This window comes from Flavobacterium sp. GQ95 (genome assembly GCF_059758655.1).
Genome location: NZ_JCAXEB010000001.1, coordinates 934,845 through 953,767 on the forward strand (window position 1 = coordinate 934,845; position 18,923 = coordinate 953,767).

Genomic DNA, 18,923 nt, shown 5'->3' on the forward strand with positions numbered 1-18,923 from the left:
ACCCTTTAAAAAATATTTTATTTAGAATAAATAAGAATAGCTTGTATAGTTTGCAATCAAAACCTAAATTTGCGCTATTAAAATCAATTCTAAATAAAAATGAAATATAAATTTACAATTTCTTTTTTGAGCTTTTGTTTTTTTCTATTGGCAAGCACTTCAACTTGGGCACAGGAAAAAGCAACTATTAAGGGTCAAATCAGCTTAGCAAACAATCAGGCAGCAGATAACGTTTCAATAGTTTTAAAAGGAACAAAAATAGGAACCAATACCGATGACAATGGCAATTACGAAATCAAAAACGTAAAACCAGGAAACTATGTTCTTAGAGTTTCTGCAGTTGGTTATTCTTCAAAAGAAAAAAGCATTACACTTAATAGCGGAGATGAAATAATTGAAAATTTTACTATCATTTCAAACTCTGAACAATTAGACGAAATTGTAGTAAACGGCGGTGCCAAAAAAAATCCATTAGCTCGCAAAGAAACACAACAAGTATCAAGATTACCTCTTAAAAATCTTGAAAACCCACAAGTTTATACTACAATCACAAGCGAACTTTTAAAAGAACAAGTTGTTACTAATATTGACGATGCACTTAAAAATGCTCCGGGACTATCTCCTCTTTGGGCTTCTACAGGACGTGGAGGTGACGGTGCTGGTTATTTCTCTTTAAGAGGATTTGCTGTACAGCCAACCATGATTAACGGATTGCCAGGATTAACAAACGGAAGTATAGATCCAGCAAACATTGATAAAATTGAAGTAATCAAAGGACCATCAGGGACTTTGTTTGGAAGTAGTTTAATCTCTTACGGAGGTTTAATCAACTTAACTACTAAAAAACCATACGATCATTTTGGCGGAATAATAGATTACACAGCTGGAAGCTACGGCTTAAACCGAGTTACTGTTGATGTTAACACTCCATTAGATGAAGAGCATAAAATTAATGTTCGTGTTAATTCAGCTTATCATACAGAAAACAGTTTTCAGGATGCAGGATTCAAAAAATCTTTCTTTTTTGCACCTTCTTTATCTTACCAGGTTAATGACAAACTTTCGTTTTTCATCAATACTGAATTCATGAATTACAAAGCTACAAATCCAACAATGTTATTCTTAGACAGAGGTGCTGAATTAAGAGTTCATAATATTGATGAATTGGGGTATGACAACAAACGTTCTTATACAAGTAATGAATTGGCAATTGAAACTCCTTCATACAATCTTCAGGGGCAAATGAACTATAAGTTCTCTGATCAATGGAGTTCCCAAACTGTAGTTTCAAGAGGTTCATCAAAATCTGAAGGATACTATTCTTATATTTATGAAGGAACTCAATTTGCACCAGATGCAATTTCAGAAGGTATTGTTTTAACACGTTACATGAACTACCAAAACTCTACAACCTTAACAACTGATATTCAACAGAATTTTATTGGTGACTTTGTAATCGGAAACATGAGAAACCGAATAGTTGCCGGTTTAGATTACTTCAACAGAGGCGCTATTGACAATGGATCAGGGTATGTAACAAATGGTACTATCTATATTGGAAACCTTGATCTAAAAACAGTAAACGAAAATATTTATCAAATTACTGACCCAACAAAATACATCACTAATGGTGATAATGGAAAACTGACAAAAGCTGGTTCTGATGCTCTTTTAGCTTCAGCTCCAATGAACAATAACAAAACAAAGCAAGAAGTTTACAGTGCTTATGTATCGAACGTAATCAACTTTACTCCTGCACTTTCTGCAATGGCAAGTGTACGTGTTGACCGTTTCATGACAGAAGGCGACGTTAGTACAAATGCCGACGATTACAACCAAACTTCATTCTCTCCTAAATTTGGTGTAGTTTACCAACCAATTATAGACAAAGTTTCGATTTTTGCTAACTACATGGATGGTTTTGCTAACACAGCTCCGGTAAATGATGTTTTACCTGATGGAACTTCTCAGCCAAGAACATTCTCTCCAGAGCATGCAAATCAGTTTGAAGTTGGAACAAAATTGAATGTTTTTCAGGACAAACTTTATGCGACATTCAGCTATTATGATATTAAAGTAACAGATCAGGTTTATACTGTTTATACTGCAACAACTCAAACATCTTACCAAAACGGTGGACAAAGAAACAAAGGTTTCGAAGCTGAAATCGTAGCAAACCCAATTAATGGATTAAACATTGTTGCCGGATACAGCTATACTGATGCACTTTTAACTGCTGGTGATCCGGATTTCGTAGGTCACAGACCTGAAAGTGCAGGGCCACAAAACACAGCAAACCTTTGGGCAAGCTATAAATTCCAAGAAGGTGATCTACAAGGTTTTGGTTTAGGTTTTGGAGGAAATTATGCTGATAAGAATAAAATCATGAACAGAACAGTAACAGGTCAATTTACATTACCATCTTACACTGTATTAAATTCATCTGTTTTCTACGGAACTGAAAAATATGTTTTGACTCTTAAACTTGACAATATTGCAAACGTTGATACTTATGATGGCTGGTCTACAATCCACCCAAAAAACATGAGAAGCGTATCTGCGAATTTTTCATACAAATTCTAATAAAACAAACAAAAGACACCTTTCAGTTAATCTAGAAAGGTGTTTTTTAAATTTTTAAAATTATGATAACAATAGCCAGCCTTATCGTTTTTTTAGCTTTTTATACTTTGTATTATACATCAAAAAGAGCAACATTATCTTATGATTTAGGTTTTGAAAAATGGATGAAAAACAATCCAAAGCAAACTAAAATCACAGGATTATCACTTCTTTTACTAGCATACTCTGTATGGCTTTTTACGCAATCATTATGTTGTGGTACTTTGATGTTTTTTATTCAGCTGATGGCTATTGGTAGTTTAATTATCATTTTAAAACCACTAAAAAAAGTAAATAGCATCGCTCTTTTATTATTATTCATAATCGTAGCAATATTAGAATTTTATTATTACTAAATATTTAAGCATTCTATGCCAGCAAATCCAAAATATTTAACCCAATCAAAATGGCAACGATTTGCCAAAATTACCGCTGCCATTCTAGGCGGCTATTTTGTTTCTGTTACTTTTCATTTAGCTTTAGCTTCATGGTTTAACCGGGCAAATATCCTGATGACAATGGCATTTAGTGGTTTCATTCTTTGGGTTGCTTTAATGGTTGTCGCTTTTCTTGCAAAAAGCGGATGGAAAATCTGGGGTATCTATATTCTTCTGACACTCGTTTTTTCTCTTTTTATTTATCTGGGTCAAACCTATAATCCAATGGCACAATAACCTATGAGCAATCGTAATTATAATATCTACTTTCATACACATACTGTTAGCGGAATCGTTATTAGTGTTGTCCTTTTTGTAATTTTCTTTGCAGGATCTTTTTCTTTTTTTAGAGATGAAATCATCAATTGGGAAAGAAGTGAATCTACTGCTATTACAAAAGAAATTCAATTAGATTACAACACGGCATTAGATACGCTGAACAAAAAATATGTTTTACACGGAAGAAACATTACCATTTCTAAACCAAGTACTGAAAGAAGGGTTGCCATTTACATGGAAGGTACCAAAGATACTTTGGCCCCAGCCAAACAAAAAGAAGGGCAGTTTTTTTATCTTGATACTAAAAACTTCAAAACCTTTACTTATGAAGAATCTTATTCGTTAGGAGAGTTTTTGTACCGATTACATTTCCTGGCACAAGTTCCATATCCTGTAGGTTATTATCTTTCCGGATTTGTAGCTTTATTTTTCTTGTTCGCTATTGTTACCGGTGTCTTATTACATTGGAAAAAAATTGTTTCAAACTTTTATGTTTTCCGTCCAAAGGAAAAATTAAAAACGTTGTGGACAGACGCTCATACTGCTTTAGGAATGATTGGTTTGCCTTTTCAATTTGTATACGCTGTTACCGGAGCTTTTTTCATGATTAAACTTCTGATTGTAGCCCCTGCTGTAATGGCATTGTATAAAGGGGATCAGGACAAATTATATAAAGAGTTAGAATACACGGATCCTGATTATAAATTCGAAAATAAAAAGTTAGCGAATCCTTTTGATATCGACAAACTGGTTGCAAAAGCAAAAAGCAATTGGTCAGATTTTGAGGTAACACGTGTTTTCATCCAAAATTATGGCGATGCAAACATGCATGTTCTAGTTGAAGGTGAAATGCCAAACCATAAAAAATTTACCGGAATCGGAAAAGTAGTTTACCGCATTGCTGATGAAAAAGAAATTGCAAAGAAAAATCCAATTACGCAGAACAATTATTTAGATGTTGTAAAAAATGTTTTGTACAGAATACATTATGGTGATTACGGCGGTTATGCTCTGAAAATAGTAAGCTTTATTTTAGGAATTATTACTTGTTTTGTGATCATTTCGGGAGTGATGATTTGGCTAGTGGCAAGACAAAAAAACAATATGCCTGAAAAGAAAAGACGTTTCAATGCAGCCGTGGTTCGCATCTATTTGGCCATTTGTTTAAGTATGTATCCGATCACAGCACTAGCATTTATCGTTACCAAAATATTTTATCCGTTAACTCAGGAAAATCTTTATACGGTTTATTTCGTCGGATGGCTGATCCTTACCATCTTTTTTATTCTTAAAAAGGATGATGCTTTCACCAATAAATTTTGTCTGATTTCCGGTAGTATTTTAGGGCTCTTAATCCCGATTACAAACGGAATTGTCTCAGGAAATTGGTTCTGGACTTCATTTATAGAAAATAAAATTCAGGTTTTCGTTATTGATGTTTTCTGGATTGTTCTGGCTTCAATATCACTTTATGTAGCTTATCATTTAAAACCTAAAAAAGAGGTTGTTGCCGAAAAATAATTGAAATAATTTGTCCGTAATTGATTTAGCGCATACTTTTACGCTTTTATTCAAAAAATGGGATTCAAAAAACAAGTACGTTTTTTACATAAATGGTTCGGATTAATTTCCGGGCTTATTGTTTTTATAATAAGTATTACGGGCTGTATGTTTTGTTTTCATGACGAAATAAAAGACATTACCAGAAAAGAATGGCGATTTGTTGAACCTCAAAACAAATCCTTTTTGATGCCCTCGGTTTTACAGCAAAGGGCAAAAGAAATTCTTCCCAAAAACACAGCAAGCATGGTTTCTTATTACGGAAGAAATCGGTCAGCAATTGTTTATACGTATTCTGATACTGAAAATTTATACCTGTATTTTAATCCGTACACAGGAAAATATTTAAAAACTGAAAATCCTGAAACTGATTTTTTCATTATTGTTGAATACATTCATTTGTATTTACTCCTACCCGATTATATTGGAAAACACATTATTGGCGGAGCAACCATAATCTTTATTTTGTTATTGATTTCGGGAATTATTCAATGGTGGCCAAAACGAAAATACGATATCAAAAGAAGCCTCACGGTTAAATGGTCTGCCAAATGGCGTCGCGTAAACTATGACTGGCACAATACATCTGGGTTCTATATTTCTATTATTGTACTTATCCTTGCTATAACTGGATTAACTTTTACATACGAATGGGTTGGAGATGGTATTTATAAAACTTTCAATTTTGGTGGAGATAAAGCAACAGAAACCAAAGCGCCCTTAATCGATACCACAAAATTCAAAACAAATAGTATAATCGCAGTCGATCGCGCCTTTATTGAAACTGCAAAATTACAGCCAAAAGCCGAAATGTTTTTTGTTTTGCTTCCGCAGAAAAAAGGTGACATTATTAGCACTGGAGCTTATCCGCATACCTTAAGATATGATCATCAAAGCAATTATTATTTTCATCCGCTCGACGGAAAATTAATTCAGAGTGATCCTTACGATAAAAAGAGTTTAGGTCTACAGGTTGTCGAAATGAATTACGGAATCCATACAGGCCAAATTCTGGATTTACCCGGAAAAATCATTGCTTTTATAGGAAGTTTAATAGCAGCGGCGTTACCAATAACAGGTTTTGTGATTTGGTACGGAAGAAGAAAAAAAAGTCAAAAAAATTAAAGGCATAAAAAAAACCGCTACTAAAAGCGGTTCTTTAAAAATATTTTTAGAAATTACCTTAGTTTGTATTTGCTAAAGCATTTTTCTGTAAGTTTTTAATTGAGCTAATTTTGCTGTTTTCATAAGCAACTTCGCAAAGGCTATTTTCATTAAAGAAAATCCATTTTCCAGTTTTCAATCCGTCTGTGTATTCTCCTACGGCAACTTTATTTCCTTTTTCATCATACGATACCCAAACGCCATCCAGTTTACCATCCTTAAAGAAACCTTCTTGTTGTACTTTACCATTTTCAAAGTAATAAGTAGCTTTTACTTTATTTCCAACAGCTTCTAATTCTGGTTTTACCTCTTGTGCAACTAAAATTCCAGAGAACATCATTGCAACTAAAATCACACATTTTTTCATATCTTTAGGTATTAATGTTATCAAATTGTTATCAAATATAGTTAATACTTTACATTAAACAAACTTTTACTTAACAATTTGGTAACATTGAATAAAAGCTTAACATTGGGGATTACCTGAAACCAAAAAAACCAACGCCGAAGCATTGGTTCTACTGGGATTTTGCAAAAAATACAAAATTACGATATCGTTATAATTTCATACAAAAATTAGTTCAATAATGCATCTAATTGTGTCTGAAGTTCTGGAGAAGAAGGTCTTGCTGCATCAGAGCTTACGATATTTCCTTTTGGATCAATCAGAATAAACCTTGGAATTCCGGTTACACCATAACTCGTTACAAACTCAGATTCCCAATCTTTATCTGCAAATAACTGCACTCCTCCTAAGTTTTTATCTGTCACAAATTTTTTCCATTTTTCGTTATCTTTCAATTTATCAATTGAAATGCTGACAAACTCAATTTTTTTTGCGTGATATTTCTCTTCTATTTTTTGCAAATATGGAATCTCGGCTCTACAAGGCGCGCACCATGTTGCCCAAAGATCAATGTAAACATATTTTCCTTTTAAATCAGATAATTTTGTTTTTCCCCCTTTATGATTTTCATATTCAAAATCAGGAGAAGGCTTTCCCTTAAGTTTATTTGCTTTTGTTACATTTTCATAATTCTCAAGTGCATATTGATTAAAACGCACAAAATTATTTTTCATGGCAGTTTTAAATTCCGGATCAAAATTTCCTTTCTCCAAACTTTCAATATCTGTCTTGTTCTTAGCCTCTAAGAGTACTGCAAATTCAGTTGGCTCTTTAGAAAAAGCTTCCTCTAGTTTTTCATTCCTTAAAGCTTGCTGCGCCAGAAAATTACTTTCGTCTACACCTTTACCATTATAAACAATAGTTTCGTCAAATTCCTTGGCATTCATCGTTAAATTTACATCAGAATTTGGCTTTAAATACAAACGAGAAGATTCGATACCATCTGAAAACACATAAAAACCTTTTGGCGCATCAAATGAAGCCACAAAAGTTTCCTTTTTGTCAATAGGAATGACTTGTTGAAATCCATCTCCCCTAATGACTAAAGTGTCACTATTTCTATTGGCAATTTTCGCCGTAAATTTAATTTGATTTTTGGCTTGACCAATAACATTCAAAGCGCTAAAAAGCAATAGACCAGTAACAAAAAGTTTCTTCATATATATTAAGATTTGTTTTTAGTTATTCAAATCTAAAGAAATAACAACTTCAAATTTTATCAATTAACAAAATATTTCAAATTAATGAGTATCAAGTAGAACATTAAATGGTATAATTTGAATTTTGTGTTTACTTTTGCAGTCTAAAATTTTGATCATGTATAGAAGTCATAATTGTGGCGAGTTAAACGCCTCAAATATTAATACGGAAGTTACACTAGCGGGTTGGGTACAAAAATCACGCGATAAAGGATTTATGAATTGGGTTGATTTACGTGACCGTTACGGAATTACACAACTTATTTTCGACGAAAGTCGTACTGATAAAACTGTTTTTGAATTAGCAAAAACGCTTGGTCGTGAATTTGTAATTCAGGTAAAAGGAACTGTTATTGAGCGTGAAGCCAAAAACAAAAATATACCGACTGGTGATATCGAAATTTTAGTTTCTGAATTAAACATTTTAAATGCGGCTTTAACTCCTCCATTTACAATAGAGGATGAAACAGATGGTGGAGAAGACATCAGAATGAAATACCGTTATTTAGACATCAGAAGAAATCCTGTAAAAAACAGTTTATTATTCCGTCATAAAGTAGCGATGGAAGTTCGTAAATATTTATCTGATTTAGATTTCTGCGAAGTTGAAACTCCTTATTTAATCAAATCAACTCCGGAAGGAGCAAGAGATTTCGTTGTACCAAGCCGTATGAACGAAGGACAATTTTATGCTCTACCACAATCTCCGCAAACTTTCAAACAATTATTGATGGTTGGTGGAATGGATAAATATTTCCAAATCGTGAAATGTTTCCGTGATGAAGATTTACGTGCAGACCGTCAGCCTGAGTTTACACAAATCGATTGCGAAATGGCATTTGTGGAGCAAGAAGATATTTTGAATGTTTTTGAAGGACTAACAAGACATTTATTAAAAGAAATTAAAGGTATTGAAGTAGACAAATTCCCAAGAATTACCTACGAATATGCTATGAAAACATACGGAAATGACAAACCCGACATCCGTTTCGGAATGGAGTTTGGAGAATTGAACGAATTTGCACAACATAAAGATTTCCCAGTATTCAATACTGCTGAATTAGTAGTGGGAATTGCTGTTCCCGGAGCAGGAAATTATACTCGTAAAGAAATTGACGGTTTAATTGACTGGGTAAAACGCCCTCAGGTTGGAGCAGCAGGAATGGTGTATGCAAAATGCAATGACGATGGAACTTTCAAATCATCTGTAGATAAATTTTACGATCAGGATGATTTAGGACAATGGGCAAAAATTACAGGTGCAAAACCTGGCGATATGATTTTTGTACTTTCTGGTCCTGCAAACAAAACACGAGCGCAACTTTCAGCACTTCGTATGGAATTAGCAACTCGTTTAGGATTACGTAAACCAGAAGAATTTGCTCCATTATGGGTTGTAGATTTCCCATTATTAGAATTAGATGAAGAAAGCGGACGGTACCATGCAATGCACCACCCATTTACATCTCCAAAACCAGAAGACATGCAATTATTGGAAACGGAACCTGGAAAAGTTCGTGCAAATGCTTACGATATGGTATTAAACGGAAATGAAATTGGAGGAGGATCGATTCGTATTCACGATAAAGCAACGCAACAATTAATGTTCAAATATTTAGGATTTACTGAAGAAGAAGCAAAAGCACAGTTCGGTTTCTTAATGGACGCTTTCCAATTTGGAGCGCCACCACACGGAGGTTTAGCATTTGGCTTGGATAGACTTGTTGCTATTTTAGGAGGTCAGGAAACAATTAGAGATTTCATTGCTTTCCCTAAAAACAATTCTGGTCGTGATGTTATGATTGATGCACCTGCAACAATTGATGATGCTCAATTAAAAGAATTACATATTAAAGTTGATATCGTATAAATTTTTAGAAATTTTTAAATACAAAACTGCAATTATTTTTTGGTTGCAGTTTTTTTTATTTCTTTTTTGTGATTTAGTGAAATTCTTAAAAAACACAATAAACAAAGCCTTCAGAATAATTAATTCTAAATTATTCAACAAATTGCGATAATTGTCAAAATGACCTTAATGTAAGACTTGGTTTTCTTAGTTCTATTCTTACAATTAATGATTCTCAATTAAAGCACATCTGTACATGATTTGATGCAATATAAATAGCGAAAACACTGTGAATCAATAATTTTTATAAAAAATTAACACCTTATTGTCTTTTGTATGAATTTATATCTTACATTTGCTTCATTATAAATTATTATTACAATTACAATGCGTACAGGTACAGTAAAATTTTTCAATGAATCTAAAGGTTATGGATTCATTACAGACGAAGAAACAGGAAAAGATATCTTCGTTCACGCTTCAGGAATTAACGCGGAAGAATTACGCGAAGGTGACCGTGTAAGCTATGAAGAAGAAGAAGGAAGAAAAGGGAAAGTTGCTGCTAAAGTAGCAGTAATCTAAGAAAAATATAGCAATTTATTTTTTTTGCCTCTGAATGGTTTTAAAAACGTTTCGATTTATTTCGAAACGTTTTTTTTTGCTCAAATCTTAAAAAAATATTAAAATTTGGGGATGTTATTTATAATCAATAAAAATTAGATGCAAACGTCGTTTCTGAGCTTACTTAAATCATTTTTTAGCTTGTGATTTACAGAGTTGAGAGCTATCTTTGTGGCTTATTTTTTAAGTAAAAAACCTAAGTTTATGCAATCTGATCAATACAGTTACATTCCTATTTTAATGCAGTTCATTTTAGCTGTTGGTTTTGTGGTAGGAACAATCATAATTTCTGGAAAATTAGGACCAAAAAGAACCTCTGAAGTTAAAGACAAAAACTTCGAGTGCGGTATCGAATCTGTCGGTAATGCCCGTATTCCTTTTTCAGTAAAATATTTCCTGGTAGCTATTTTGTTCGTATTGTTTGATGTGGAAGTAATTTTCCTTTATCCTTGGGCTGTAAACTTTAAGGAATTAGGAATTGAAGGAATGTTGAAAATGATTGTTTTCATGGCGCTTCTTTTAGTTGGTTTCTTCTATATCATCAAAAAGAAAGCACTAGACTGGGAATAATAATTTACGATTTGAGATTTCAGATTTTAGATTTCTCAAATTCAAAGATTTAATGATAATAAATTGATTTTGATTTATACGATTTACCCAAATCTAAAATCTGAAATCTAAAATCTAAAATAAAATGAGCGATTCAAATGTAAATATGGTTGCGCCGCCAGAAGGAGTTGTAGGAGAAGGTTTCTTCGCTACAAAACTAAATGATGTTGTAGGTTTAGCAAGAGCCAATTCATTATGGCCATTACCTTTTGCAACTTCATGCTGTGGCATCGAATTTATGGCTACAATGGCTTCACATTACGATTTAGCAAGATTTGGTTCTGAACGTGTGAGTTTCTCTCCGCGTCAGGCAGATATGTTAATGGTAATGGGAACTATTTCTAAAAAAATGGGGCCTATTTTAAGACAGGTTTACGAACAAATGGCTGAACCTCGTTGGGTTATTGCAGTTGGAGCCTGTGCTTCATCAGGTGGAATCTTCGATACTTATTCTGTTTTGCAAGGAATTGACAAAGTAATTCCGGTTGACGTTTACGTTCCGGGATGCCCGCCAAGACCAGAACAAATTGTTGATGGAGTAATGAAACTTCAGGAATTGGTAAAAAGCGAATCTGTTAGACGCAGAAGCTCTCCAGAATACCAAGAATTATTAGCTTCTTATAACATTTCATAAAAATGGCTTTAGAAAATACCCTGATTCAGGATAAACTTACAGAAACATTTGACACGAGTGTTTTTAACTTTCAACTAGAAAGAGATATTTTTTCAATAGAAACAACAGCTGACAAAATCACTGCCTTAATTCTTTTTTTGAAAAACGATTCTGATTTACGCTTTCACTTTTTAACCGATTTATGCGGTATTCATTATCCGGACAACGAAACAGATCGTCAGTTCGCAATAGTATACCATATGCACAACTGGTACGAAAACAAACGTATTAGAATCAAAGTATATCTTAACGGCGAAAAACCAGAGATAAAAACCATTTCGAATATTTTCCTAAGTTCAAACTGGATGGAAAGAGAAACGTACGATTTTTTCGGGATTAACTTTATTGGACATCCACAATTGAAACGTATTTTGAATATGGATGAAATGATCTCTTTCCCAATGCGAAAAGAATTCCCACTGGAAGACAGCGGAAGAACGGATAAAGATGACAGATTCTTTGGAAGAACAACAACAAATTGCTAAAAAATAAATAATTCAACATTATAAAATGTCAGAACTATTATTACCACCAGAGCATCGATATGCTAAAATAATAAAGGAGAAACTAAACGAAGACGGAAGCGAGCTTTCAGTACTGAATTTAGGTCCAACACACCCAGCAACACACGGTATTTTTCAGAATATCTTATTGATGGATGGAGAGAGAATTCTTGAGGCTGAACCAACTATTGGTTACATTCACAGAGCTTTCGAGAAAATTGCCGAAAATCGTCCTTTCTATCAAATTACGCCTCTTACAGATCGTATGAACTATTGCTCCTCTCCTATTAACAATATGGGATGGTGGATGACTTTAGAAAAATTGTTAGGAATTGAAGTTCCAAAACGTGCTCAATATTTAAGAGTTATTGTAATGGAATTAGCTCGTATTACAGATCACTTAATCTGTAACTCGATTTTAGGTGTAGATACTGGTGCGTATACTGGTTTTCTTTACGTTTTTCAATTTAGAGAAAAAGTTTACGAGATCTATGAAGAAATTTGTGGTGCTCGTTTAACAACAAATATGGGAAGAATTGGTGGTTTCGAAAGAGATTGGTCACCAGAAGCTTTCCGCAAATTAGATGTGTTTTTAAAAGATTTTCCTGTCGCCTGGCAAGAATTTGAAAACTTATTCGAAAGAAACAGAATTTTCCTTGACAGAACGGTAAACGTAGGTGCGATCTCAGCAGAGCAAGCAATGGCTTACGGATTTACAGGTCCAAATTTACGTGCTGCAGGTGTTGATTATGATGTTCGTGTTGCACAACCTTATTCGTCTTACGAAGATTTCGATTTTATTGTTCCTGTTGGAAAATCTGGAGATACTTATGATCGTTTTTGTGTTCGTAATGCCGAAGTTCGCGAAAGCTTAAGTATTATTCGTCAGGCTTTAGACAAGATGCCTGCCGGAAATGAATATCATGCAGAAGTTCCTGATTATTACCTGCCTCCAAAAGAAGATGTTTATACTTCAATGGAATCTTTAATTTATCACTTTAAGATTGTAATGGGAGAAGTTCCTGTACCAGTTGCAGAAATTTATCACCCGGTTGAAGGAGGAAATGGAGAATTAGGGTTTTATTTAGTTACTGACGGAAGCAGAACTCCATATAGATTACATTTCAGAAGACCTTGCTTTATTTATTACCAGGCATATCCAGAAATGATTAAAGGCGCTTTATTATCAGATGCAATTGTTATCCTTTCAAGTTTAAATGTTATTGCAGGAGAATTAGACGCCTAAATGATTGCAGATTTTGGATTTTAGATTTCAGATTGGGAAAATCTAAAATCAGAAATCAGAAGTCTAAAATTTAAAAGAATGCCGATTCTAGATACAGATTGAAAAATCTAAAATCTAAAATCTAAAATCCAAAATAAGAATGGAAAGAAAACATTACAAACAAGAAATAAACATGACTGAAGCATTGATGACTCGCATCAATGAATTGATCAGTCATTATCCTGAAGACAAAAGAAAATCAGCTTTATTGCCTGTTTTGCACGAAGTGCAGGACGCGCATGATAACTGGTTAAGCATCGAGTTGCAGGATAAGGTTGCTGAAATTTTGCACATCAAACCAATTGAGGTTTACGAAGTGGTTACTTTTTATACCATGTACAACCAAAAACCAATTGGAAAATACATGTTCGAATTCTGCCAGACTTCTTGTTGTTGTTTAAATGGTGCTGAGAATTTAATGGATTATACTTCTGAAAAATTAGGCATTAAAATGGGAGAAACAACTCCGGACGGAATGTTTACTATTGCCGGAGTAGAATGTTTAGGTGCTTGCGGATACGCTCCGATGCTGCAGTTAGGCGATTTCTACAAAGAAAAATTGACAGAAGAAAAAATCGATCAGTTAATCGCTGATTGTAGAGATGATAAAATAATATTACACGATAAATAAGATGTCACAGAAAATATTATTAGATAAAATCAATGTTCCGGGTATTAAAACCTACGAAGTGTATCGCCAAAATGGTGGTTATGCTTCTGTAGAAAAAGCTTTGAAAACACTTACGCCAGACGAAGTTGTTGAAGAAGTAAAAAAATCAGGGCTTCGTGGTCGTGGTGGTGCGGGTTTCCCAGCCGGAATGAAATGGAGTTTTATCGATAAAAAATCAGGAAAACCAAGACACTTAGTTTGCAACGCCGATGAGTCTGAACCAGGTACTTTCAAAGATCGTTATTTGATGGAATTTATTCCTCACTTATTGATCGAAGGAATGATTACTTCTAGTTTTGCCTTAGGCGCTAATCTTTCATATATCTACATTCGTGGAGAATATATGTGGGTTTTCAAAATCTTAGAAAGAGCAATCGCCGAAGCAAAAGCTGCCGGTTGGTTAGGAAAAAATATATTAGGAACAGGTTACGATTTAGAATTACATGTTCACTGTGGAGCCGGAGCTTATATTTGTGGCGAAGAAACTGCACTTATTGAATCTTTGGAAGGTAAAAGAGGAAATCCTCGTATTAAACCACCTTTCCCTGCGGTTTCCGGACTTTGGGCAAACCCAACAGTGGTAAACAATGTTGAAACTATCGCAGCAGTACCTTGGATCATCAACAATTCTGGAGATGACTATGCAAAAATTGGTGTGGGTCGTTCAACAGGAACTAAATTAATTTCTGCTTCAGGACATATTAAAAATCCTGGTGTTTATGAAATTGAATTAGGATTAAGCGTTGACGAATTCATGAATTCTGATGAATATTTAGGAGGAATGTCTTCAAGCAGACCTTTGAAAGCGTTTGTTCCAGGAGGATCTTCAGTGCCAATTTTACCAGCTGAATTAATTTTCAAAACAGCAAACGGCGAAGACAGATTAATGACTTACGAATCTTTAAGTGATGGTGGTTTTGCTACCGGATCTATGTTAGGTTCTGGAGGATTTATCGTTTATAACGACACTGCTTGTGTGGTTAGAAACACTTGGAATTTTGCACGTTTTTACCACCACGAATCTTGTGGGCAATGTACACCTTGCCGTGAAGGAACTGGATGGTTAGAAAAAATCTTGTGGAGAATCGAAAACGGTCAGGGCCGTGAAGAAGATATCGAACTACTATGGAGCATTCAAAGTAAAATCGAGGGTAACACAATTTGCCCGCTAGGCGACGCAGCTTCCTGGCCAGTAGCAGCAGCGATCCGTCACTTTAGAGATGAATTTGAATACCACGTTCGTTTCCCTGAAAAAATTAAACACAGAGATCATTTTGTTGCTGAACCTTTCTCGCAAGTGAAACATTTAGTAGGCGGTAAAGTAATCGTATAAAGAAATATAAAGCAGAAAGTTATAAAGTTAATAATATAAAAAGGACAGCAAATCTTTTAAATATTCCGACTTTCAACATTCAAATCAATAAGAGATGAAAGTAACCATAGACGGTCAAAGTATAGACGTAGAGCCAGGAACAACGATCCTGCAAGCTGCACGTATGATTGGTGGAGATTTGGTACCACCAGCCATGTGCTATTACTCAAAATTAAAAGGCAGCGGCGGAAAATGTCGTTGTTGTTTAGTTGAAGTTGCTAAAGGTAGTGAAGCTGACCCAAGACCAATGCCAAAATTAATGGCATCTTGTGTAACAGGATGTATGGACGGAATGGAAGTAAACAGTAAATCTTCTGACAGAGTAATGGAAGCCCGTAAATCTGTAACAGAATTTTTATTGATCAATCACCCGCTTGATTGCCCAGTTTGTGATCAGGCCGGAGAATGTGATCTTCAAAATTTAAGTTTCGAGCACGGAAATCCAAAATCACGTTTTATCGAAGAAAAAAGGACATTTGAACCAGAAGATATTGGTCCGAATATTCAACTACATATGAACCGTTGTATCTTATGTCAAAGATGTGTACAAGTTGCAGATCAATTGACAGACAACAGAGTTCACGGAGTATTAGATCGTGGAGATCACGCTAATATTTCAACCGGAATCTCAAAAGCTATCGATAATGAATTCTCTGGAAATATGATTGACGTATGTCCGGTTGGAGCATTAACAGATAAAACTTTCCGTTTCAAATCAAGAGTTTGGTTCAACAAACCTTACAACGCACACAGAGAATGCACAACTCCTGGATGTTGTGGAAAAACTACAGTTTGGATGTTTGGTGGAGAAATTCAACGTGTAACGGGTCGTAAAGATGAGTACCACGAAGTGGAAGAATTCATTTGCAACTCTTGTCGTTTTGATCACAAAAATGTAAATGACTGGGTTATTGAAGGGCCAAGAGAATTTGAAAAAGATTCTGTTATCAACCAAAATAACTACACTCAAAAATTAGAGAAAGTAGAAATTGCTACAGAAAAAACTATCCTTATGGGTAGAGATATAGACCGTAAAAAAATTAGTATGGCTGAAATTCCATTAAACAGTAACAACAAAATTTCTTAATGATGGTAGATGGTACGTTTATTATAGAGAAAAGTGTTGTAATTTTTGTGGTTTTTGCTATAACAATGATCATGGCGATGTATTCTACCTGGGCTGAACGTAAAGTTGCGGCTTTTCTTCAGGATCGTGTCGGACCAAACCGCGCCGGCTGGGGAGGTTTATTACAACCACTTGCAGATGGTATGAAATTATTCTCAAAAGAAGAATTTGAGCCAAACACGCCTAATAAATTTTTATTCGTTGTTGGACCAGCAATTGCCATGAGTACAGCCTTGATGACGAGCGCTGTAATTCCATGGGGCGACAGACTTCATGTTTTTGGACGTGACGTTTTATTGCAGGCAACTGATGTAAATATTGCTTTATTATATGTTTTCGGAGTAATTTCTGTTGGAGTTTACGGAATCATGATTGGTGGATGGGCATCAAACAATAAATTCTCATTGATGGGAGCTGTTCGTGCAGCTTCACAAATGGTTTCTTATGAAGTTGCTATGGGATTATCAATGATCGCTTTATTGATGATGACCGGAACTTTGAGCTTAAAAGAAATCTCTGAGCAACAGGCCGGAATGAACTGGAATGTTTTCTATCAGCCTTTATCTTTTCTGATTTTCCTTATTTGCGCTTTCGCAGAAACAAACAGGACTCCTTTTGATTTAGCAGAATGTGAATCTGAGTTGATTGGTGGCTATCACACAGAATATTCATCCATGAAAATGGGATTCTACTTATTTGCTGAATACGCTAATATGTTTATCTCCGCTACAATTATATCTGTATTGTTTTTTGGAGGATACAATTATCCTGGAATGCAATGGATGGTAGAAAATGCAGGAGTTAATATAGCTAACGTTTTAGGAATTGTAGTCTTATTTGCTAAAATATGTTTCTTCATATTTTTTTATATGTGGGTACGTTGGACAATTCCAAGATTTAGATATGACCAGTTAATGAACTTAGGATGGAAGATTTTAATTCCGCTTTCAATTCTTAATATTATCATTACGGGTGTTGTTATTTTAAGACATGATCTTGTAGCTTTCTTAGGATTCTAAGGAGTTCAAAAAGTCTGGATAAAGATAGCATAAAGCAAAATTTGCTTCAAATAAAAATAAAATAGGTTTTTGAATTTGATTTAATTTCAAATCGTAAATCATAAATAAAAATATTAAAAATGTCAATAGAAACTATATCATTATCGGGTAGAAAAAAGATGGTCTCGAACAAAGAGATGACTTTTTGGGAACGATTGTATCTTGTGGCGATTGTGAAAGGGTTGCTTATTACACTTAAGCACCTTTTCAGAAAGAAAGTAACCATTCATTACCCAGAACAAGTACGTGAAATGAGTCCGGTTTATCGTGGTCAACACCAGTTGAAGCGTGATGAACAAGGCCGCGAGAACTGTACGGCTTGTGGATTGTGTGCTTTATCGTGCCCGGCTGAAGCAATCACTATGAAAGCTGCTGAGCGCAAACCAGATGAAAAACATTTATACAGAGAAGAAAAATATGCTTCGATTTATGAAATCAACATGTTAAGATGTATTTTCTGCGGTCTTTGTGAAGAAGCTTGCCCGAAAGATGCAATTTATTTGACGACTTCAAAAGTTTTGGTTCCTTCTAGTTACGAAAGAGAAGATTTCATTTTTGGAAAAGACAGATTAGTGATGCCGCTTGACGTGGCGATCAAAAATGCTCAACTTAATAATGCTAACTAAATGATACATATTCCTGATTTTGCACACGCAACAACTGTACAAATTATATTTTGTTTCTTAGCGTTTATTACGGTAATTACCGCATTTTTGACCATATTTAGCAGAAATCCAATTCATAGTGCTATCTATTTAGTGATTTGTTTCTTTTCGATTGCTGGTCATTATTTATTATTAAACTCTCAATTTTTGGCTATCGTACATATAATAGTCTATTCGGGAGCGATTATGATTTTGTTCCTGTTTACGATTATGTTAATGAATCTAAACGAACGCCATCAGGTTCACAGACCCAGAATTACACGTTTGGGTGCCATTGTTTCTTTTTGTTTGATTGTTATTGTATTAATTGCAATCTTCATTAATTCGAAACCAATTGTTGGAGCATACGATTCAACTGGAGAAGATTTCCAATCTATTAAAGTTTTGGGTAAAATATTATTGAACGAATATATGGTTCCGTTTGAATTTGCTTCGATTTTGCTTTTAGTAGCCATGATTGGAACAGTATTATTGTCTAAAAAAGAAAAATTAAATAAATAATGGGTAATATATTAAATCAAATAGGTATTGAAAACTACATCTTTTTAAGTGTTGTACTTTTTTGTATTGGTGTTTTTGGTGTATTGTACAGACGAAATGCTATTATCGTTTTCATGTCTATCGAAATCATGTTGAATGCAGTTAACCTTTTATTTGTTGCTTTTTCAACGTATCATCAAGATGCACAAGGACAAGTTTTTGTGTTCTTTTCGATGGCAGTTGCTGCAGCAGAAGTTGCGGTAGGATTGGCCATTCTGGTTTCTATTTTTAGAAATTTAGGCTCAATTAGTATCGATAATTTAAAAAATTTAAAAGGATAAATGG

Annotated in this window: 20 protein-coding genes; 18 read left to right on the plus strand and 2 right to left on the minus strand. The window is 34.4% G+C overall.

Translation table 11 applies throughout. From position 1 onward, the window contains the following. Positions 1–99 precede the first annotated feature (99 nt). From AC6CH4_RS04000 to AC6CH4_RS04020, 5 genes are all read left to right on the plus strand, one after another. The gene (locus AC6CH4_RS04000; RefSeq protein ID WP_498100370.1) at positions 100–2,583 is read left to right on the plus strand and encodes a TonB-dependent siderophore receptor; all 2,484 of its coding nucleotides are present in this window, start codon (positions 100–102) and stop codon (positions 2,581–2,583) included. 62 nt (positions 2,584–2,645) lie between these two features. Beyond that, on the plus strand, positions 2,646–2,978 hold the full coding sequence (locus AC6CH4_RS04005) for a hypothetical protein (RefSeq protein WP_498100372.1): 333 nt from the start codon (positions 2,646–2,648) through the stop codon (positions 2,976–2,978). 15 nt (positions 2,979–2,993) lie between these two features. Next, positions 2,994–3,296: a hypothetical protein gene (locus AC6CH4_RS04010; protein WP_192186348.1), complete on the plus strand. Its 303-nt coding sequence runs from the start codon at positions 2,994–2,996 to the stop codon at positions 3,294–3,296. Between the two features lie 3 nt (positions 3,297–3,299). Continuing rightward, positions 3,300–4,859 carry a PepSY-associated TM helix domain-containing protein gene (locus AC6CH4_RS04015; RefSeq protein ID WP_498100374.1) on the plus strand — a complete coding sequence of 520 codons (1,560 nt, stop codon included), beginning with the start codon at positions 3,300–3,302 and terminating at the stop codon, positions 4,857–4,859. Between the two features lie 57 nt (positions 4,860–4,916). Then, positions 4,917–6,023, plus strand: a complete 1,107-nt coding sequence (locus AC6CH4_RS04020) for a PepSY-associated TM helix domain-containing protein (protein WP_498100376.1) — start codon at positions 4,917–4,919, stop codon at positions 6,021–6,023. 58 nt (positions 6,024–6,081) lie between these two features. On the opposite strand, the gene AC6CH4_RS04025 is transcribed toward AC6CH4_RS04020, so the two are convergent. Further along, positions 6,082–6,429 carry a toxin-antitoxin system YwqK family antitoxin gene (locus AC6CH4_RS04025; protein WP_498100378.1) on the minus strand — a complete coding sequence of 116 codons (348 nt, stop codon included), beginning with the start codon at positions 6,427–6,429 and terminating at the stop codon, positions 6,082–6,084. A 209-nt stretch (positions 6,430–6,638) separates the two neighbouring features. Then, positions 6,639–7,628 carry a TlpA family protein disulfide reductase gene (locus AC6CH4_RS04030; RefSeq protein WP_498100380.1) on the minus strand — a complete coding sequence of 330 codons (990 nt, stop codon included), beginning with the start codon at positions 7,626–7,628 and terminating at the stop codon, positions 6,639–6,641. 157 nt (positions 7,629–7,785) lie between these two features. On the opposite strand from AC6CH4_RS04030, the gene aspS reads away from it, so the two are divergent. From aspS to nuoK, 13 genes are all read left to right on the plus strand, one after another. Continuing rightward, the gene (gene aspS, locus AC6CH4_RS04035) at positions 7,786–9,537 is read left to right on the plus strand and encodes an aspartate--tRNA ligase (protein WP_498100382.1); all 1,752 of its coding nucleotides are present in this window, start codon (positions 7,786–7,788) and stop codon (positions 9,535–9,537) included. A gap of 366 nt (positions 9,538–9,903) precedes the next feature. Next, positions 9,904–10,098: a cold-shock protein gene (locus AC6CH4_RS04040; RefSeq protein WP_007137066.1), complete on the plus strand. Its 195-nt coding sequence runs from the start codon at positions 9,904–9,906 to the stop codon at positions 10,096–10,098. Positions 10,099–10,341: 243 nt separating this feature from the next. Continuing rightward, positions 10,342–10,707, plus strand: a complete 366-nt coding sequence (locus AC6CH4_RS04045) for an NADH-quinone oxidoreductase subunit A (RefSeq protein WP_029271569.1) — start codon at positions 10,342–10,344, stop codon at positions 10,705–10,707. A gap of 124 nt (positions 10,708–10,831) precedes the next feature. After that, positions 10,832–11,380 (plus strand): NADH-quinone oxidoreductase subunit B, encoded by a 549-nt coding sequence (locus AC6CH4_RS04050; protein ID WP_498100384.1) that lies wholly within the window; start codon positions 10,832–10,834, stop codon positions 11,378–11,380. Positions 11,381–11,382: 2 nt separating this feature from the next. Beyond that, positions 11,383–11,904 carry an NADH-quinone oxidoreductase subunit C gene (locus tag AC6CH4_RS04055; protein WP_498100386.1) on the plus strand — a complete coding sequence of 174 codons (522 nt, stop codon included), beginning with the start codon at positions 11,383–11,385 and terminating at the stop codon, positions 11,902–11,904. Positions 11,905–11,929: 25 nt separating this feature from the next. Next, positions 11,930–13,168 (plus strand): NADH-quinone oxidoreductase subunit D, encoded by a 1,239-nt coding sequence (locus tag AC6CH4_RS04060; protein WP_056189670.1) that lies wholly within the window; start codon positions 11,930–11,932, stop codon positions 13,166–13,168. A gap of 139 nt (positions 13,169–13,307) precedes the next feature. Continuing rightward, positions 13,308–13,838, plus strand: a complete 531-nt coding sequence (locus AC6CH4_RS04065; protein WP_498100388.1) for a complex I 24 kDa subunit family protein — start codon at positions 13,308–13,310, stop codon at positions 13,836–13,838. A 1-nt stretch (position 13,839) separates the two neighbouring features. Beyond that, on the plus strand, positions 13,840–15,210 hold the full coding sequence (gene nuoF, locus AC6CH4_RS04070) for an NADH-quinone oxidoreductase subunit NuoF (protein ID WP_056189666.1): 1,371 nt from the start codon (positions 13,840–13,842) through the stop codon (positions 15,208–15,210). 94 nt (positions 15,211–15,304) lie between these two features. Then, positions 15,305–16,336 (plus strand): NADH-quinone oxidoreductase subunit G, encoded by a 1,032-nt coding sequence (locus tag AC6CH4_RS04075; RefSeq protein ID WP_498100390.1) that lies wholly within the window; start codon positions 15,305–15,307, stop codon positions 16,334–16,336. Then, entirely contained in the window at positions 16,336–17,394 is a 1,059-nt protein-coding gene (gene nuoH / locus AC6CH4_RS04080) for an NADH-quinone oxidoreductase subunit NuoH (RefSeq protein ID WP_498100392.1), read from the plus strand. Before AC6CH4_RS04075 ends, nuoH begins: the two co-directional genes overlap by 1 nt. 119 nt (positions 17,395–17,513) lie before the next feature. Further along, the gene (locus tag AC6CH4_RS04085) at positions 17,514–18,059 is read left to right on the plus strand and encodes a NuoI/complex I 23 kDa subunit family protein (protein WP_192186359.1); all 546 of its coding nucleotides are present in this window, start codon (positions 17,514–17,516) and stop codon (positions 18,057–18,059) included. After that, complete coding sequence (locus tag AC6CH4_RS04090) at positions 18,060–18,599, plus strand: NADH-quinone oxidoreductase subunit J family protein (protein WP_492968349.1); 540 nt, start codon at positions 18,060–18,062, stop codon at positions 18,597–18,599. Further along, a complete protein-coding gene (gene nuoK, locus AC6CH4_RS04095) occupies positions 18,599–18,919 on the plus strand; it encodes an NADH-quinone oxidoreductase subunit NuoK (protein ID WP_026982591.1) in 321 nt (106 codons plus the stop codon). The genes AC6CH4_RS04090 and nuoK overlap by 1 nt, the downstream gene beginning before the upstream one ends. Positions 18,920–18,923: the final 4 nt, after the last annotated feature.

What these genes read in the sequence shown, in the direction of transcription:
- AC6CH4_RS04090 (WP_492968349.1), top strand. Translation starts at nt 18,060, where the DNA reads ATGATACATATTCCTGATTTTGCACACGCAACAACTGTACAAATTATA.
- AC6CH4_RS04060 (WP_056189670.1), top strand. Translation starts at nt 11,930, where the DNA reads ATGTCAGAACTATTATTACCACCAGAGCATCGATATGCTAAAATAATA.
- AC6CH4_RS04020 (WP_498100376.1), top strand. Translation starts at nt 4,917, where the DNA reads ATGGGATTCAAAAAACAAGTACGTTTTTTACATAAATGGTTCGGATTA.
- AC6CH4_RS04055 (WP_498100386.1), top strand. Translation starts at nt 11,383, where the DNA reads ATGGCTTTAGAAAATACCCTGATTCAGGATAAACTTACAGAAACATTT.
- AC6CH4_RS04040 (WP_007137066.1), top strand. Translation starts at nt 9,904, where the DNA reads ATGCGTACAGGTACAGTAAAATTTTTCAATGAATCTAAAGGTTATGGA.
- AC6CH4_RS04025 (WP_498100378.1), bottom strand. Translation starts at nt 6,429, where the DNA reads ATGAAAAAATGTGTGATTTTAGTTGCAATGATGTTCTCTGGAATTTTA.
- AC6CH4_RS04010 (WP_192186348.1), top strand. Translation starts at nt 2,994, where the DNA reads ATGCCAGCAAATCCAAAATATTTAACCCAATCAAAATGGCAACGATTT.
- AC6CH4_RS04030 (WP_498100380.1), bottom strand. Translation starts at nt 7,628, where the DNA reads ATGAAGAAACTTTTTGTTACTGGTCTATTGCTTTTTAGCGCTTTGAAT.
- AC6CH4_RS04005 (WP_498100372.1), top strand. Translation starts at nt 2,646, where the DNA reads ATGATAACAATAGCCAGCCTTATCGTTTTTTTAGCTTTTTATACTTTG.
- AC6CH4_RS04065 (WP_498100388.1), top strand. Translation starts at nt 13,308, where the DNA reads ATGGAAAGAAAACATTACAAACAAGAAATAAACATGACTGAAGCATTG.
- AC6CH4_RS04050 (WP_498100384.1), top strand. Translation starts at nt 10,832, where the DNA reads ATGAGCGATTCAAATGTAAATATGGTTGCGCCGCCAGAAGGAGTTGTA.
- AC6CH4_RS04015 (WP_498100374.1), top strand. Translation starts at nt 3,300, where the DNA reads ATGAGCAATCGTAATTATAATATCTACTTTCATACACATACTGTTAGC.
- AC6CH4_RS04075 (WP_498100390.1), top strand. Translation starts at nt 15,305, where the DNA reads ATGAAAGTAACCATAGACGGTCAAAGTATAGACGTAGAGCCAGGAACA.
- nuoH (WP_498100392.1), top strand. Translation starts at nt 16,336, where the DNA reads ATGATGGTAGATGGTACGTTTATTATAGAGAAAAGTGTTGTAATTTTT.
- nuoF (WP_056189666.1), top strand. Translation starts at nt 13,840, where the DNA reads ATGTCACAGAAAATATTATTAGATAAAATCAATGTTCCGGGTATTAAA.
- aspS (WP_498100382.1), top strand. Translation starts at nt 7,786, where the DNA reads ATGTATAGAAGTCATAATTGTGGCGAGTTAAACGCCTCAAATATTAAT.
- AC6CH4_RS04045 (WP_029271569.1), top strand. Translation starts at nt 10,342, where the DNA reads ATGCAATCTGATCAATACAGTTACATTCCTATTTTAATGCAGTTCATT.
- AC6CH4_RS04085 (WP_192186359.1), top strand. Translation starts at nt 17,514, where the DNA reads ATGTCAATAGAAACTATATCATTATCGGGTAGAAAAAAGATGGTCTCG.
- nuoK (WP_026982591.1), top strand. Translation starts at nt 18,599, where the DNA reads ATGGGTAATATATTAAATCAAATAGGTATTGAAAACTACATCTTTTTA.
- AC6CH4_RS04000 (WP_498100370.1), top strand. Translation starts at nt 100, where the DNA reads ATGAAATATAAATTTACAATTTCTTTTTTGAGCTTTTGTTTTTTTCTA.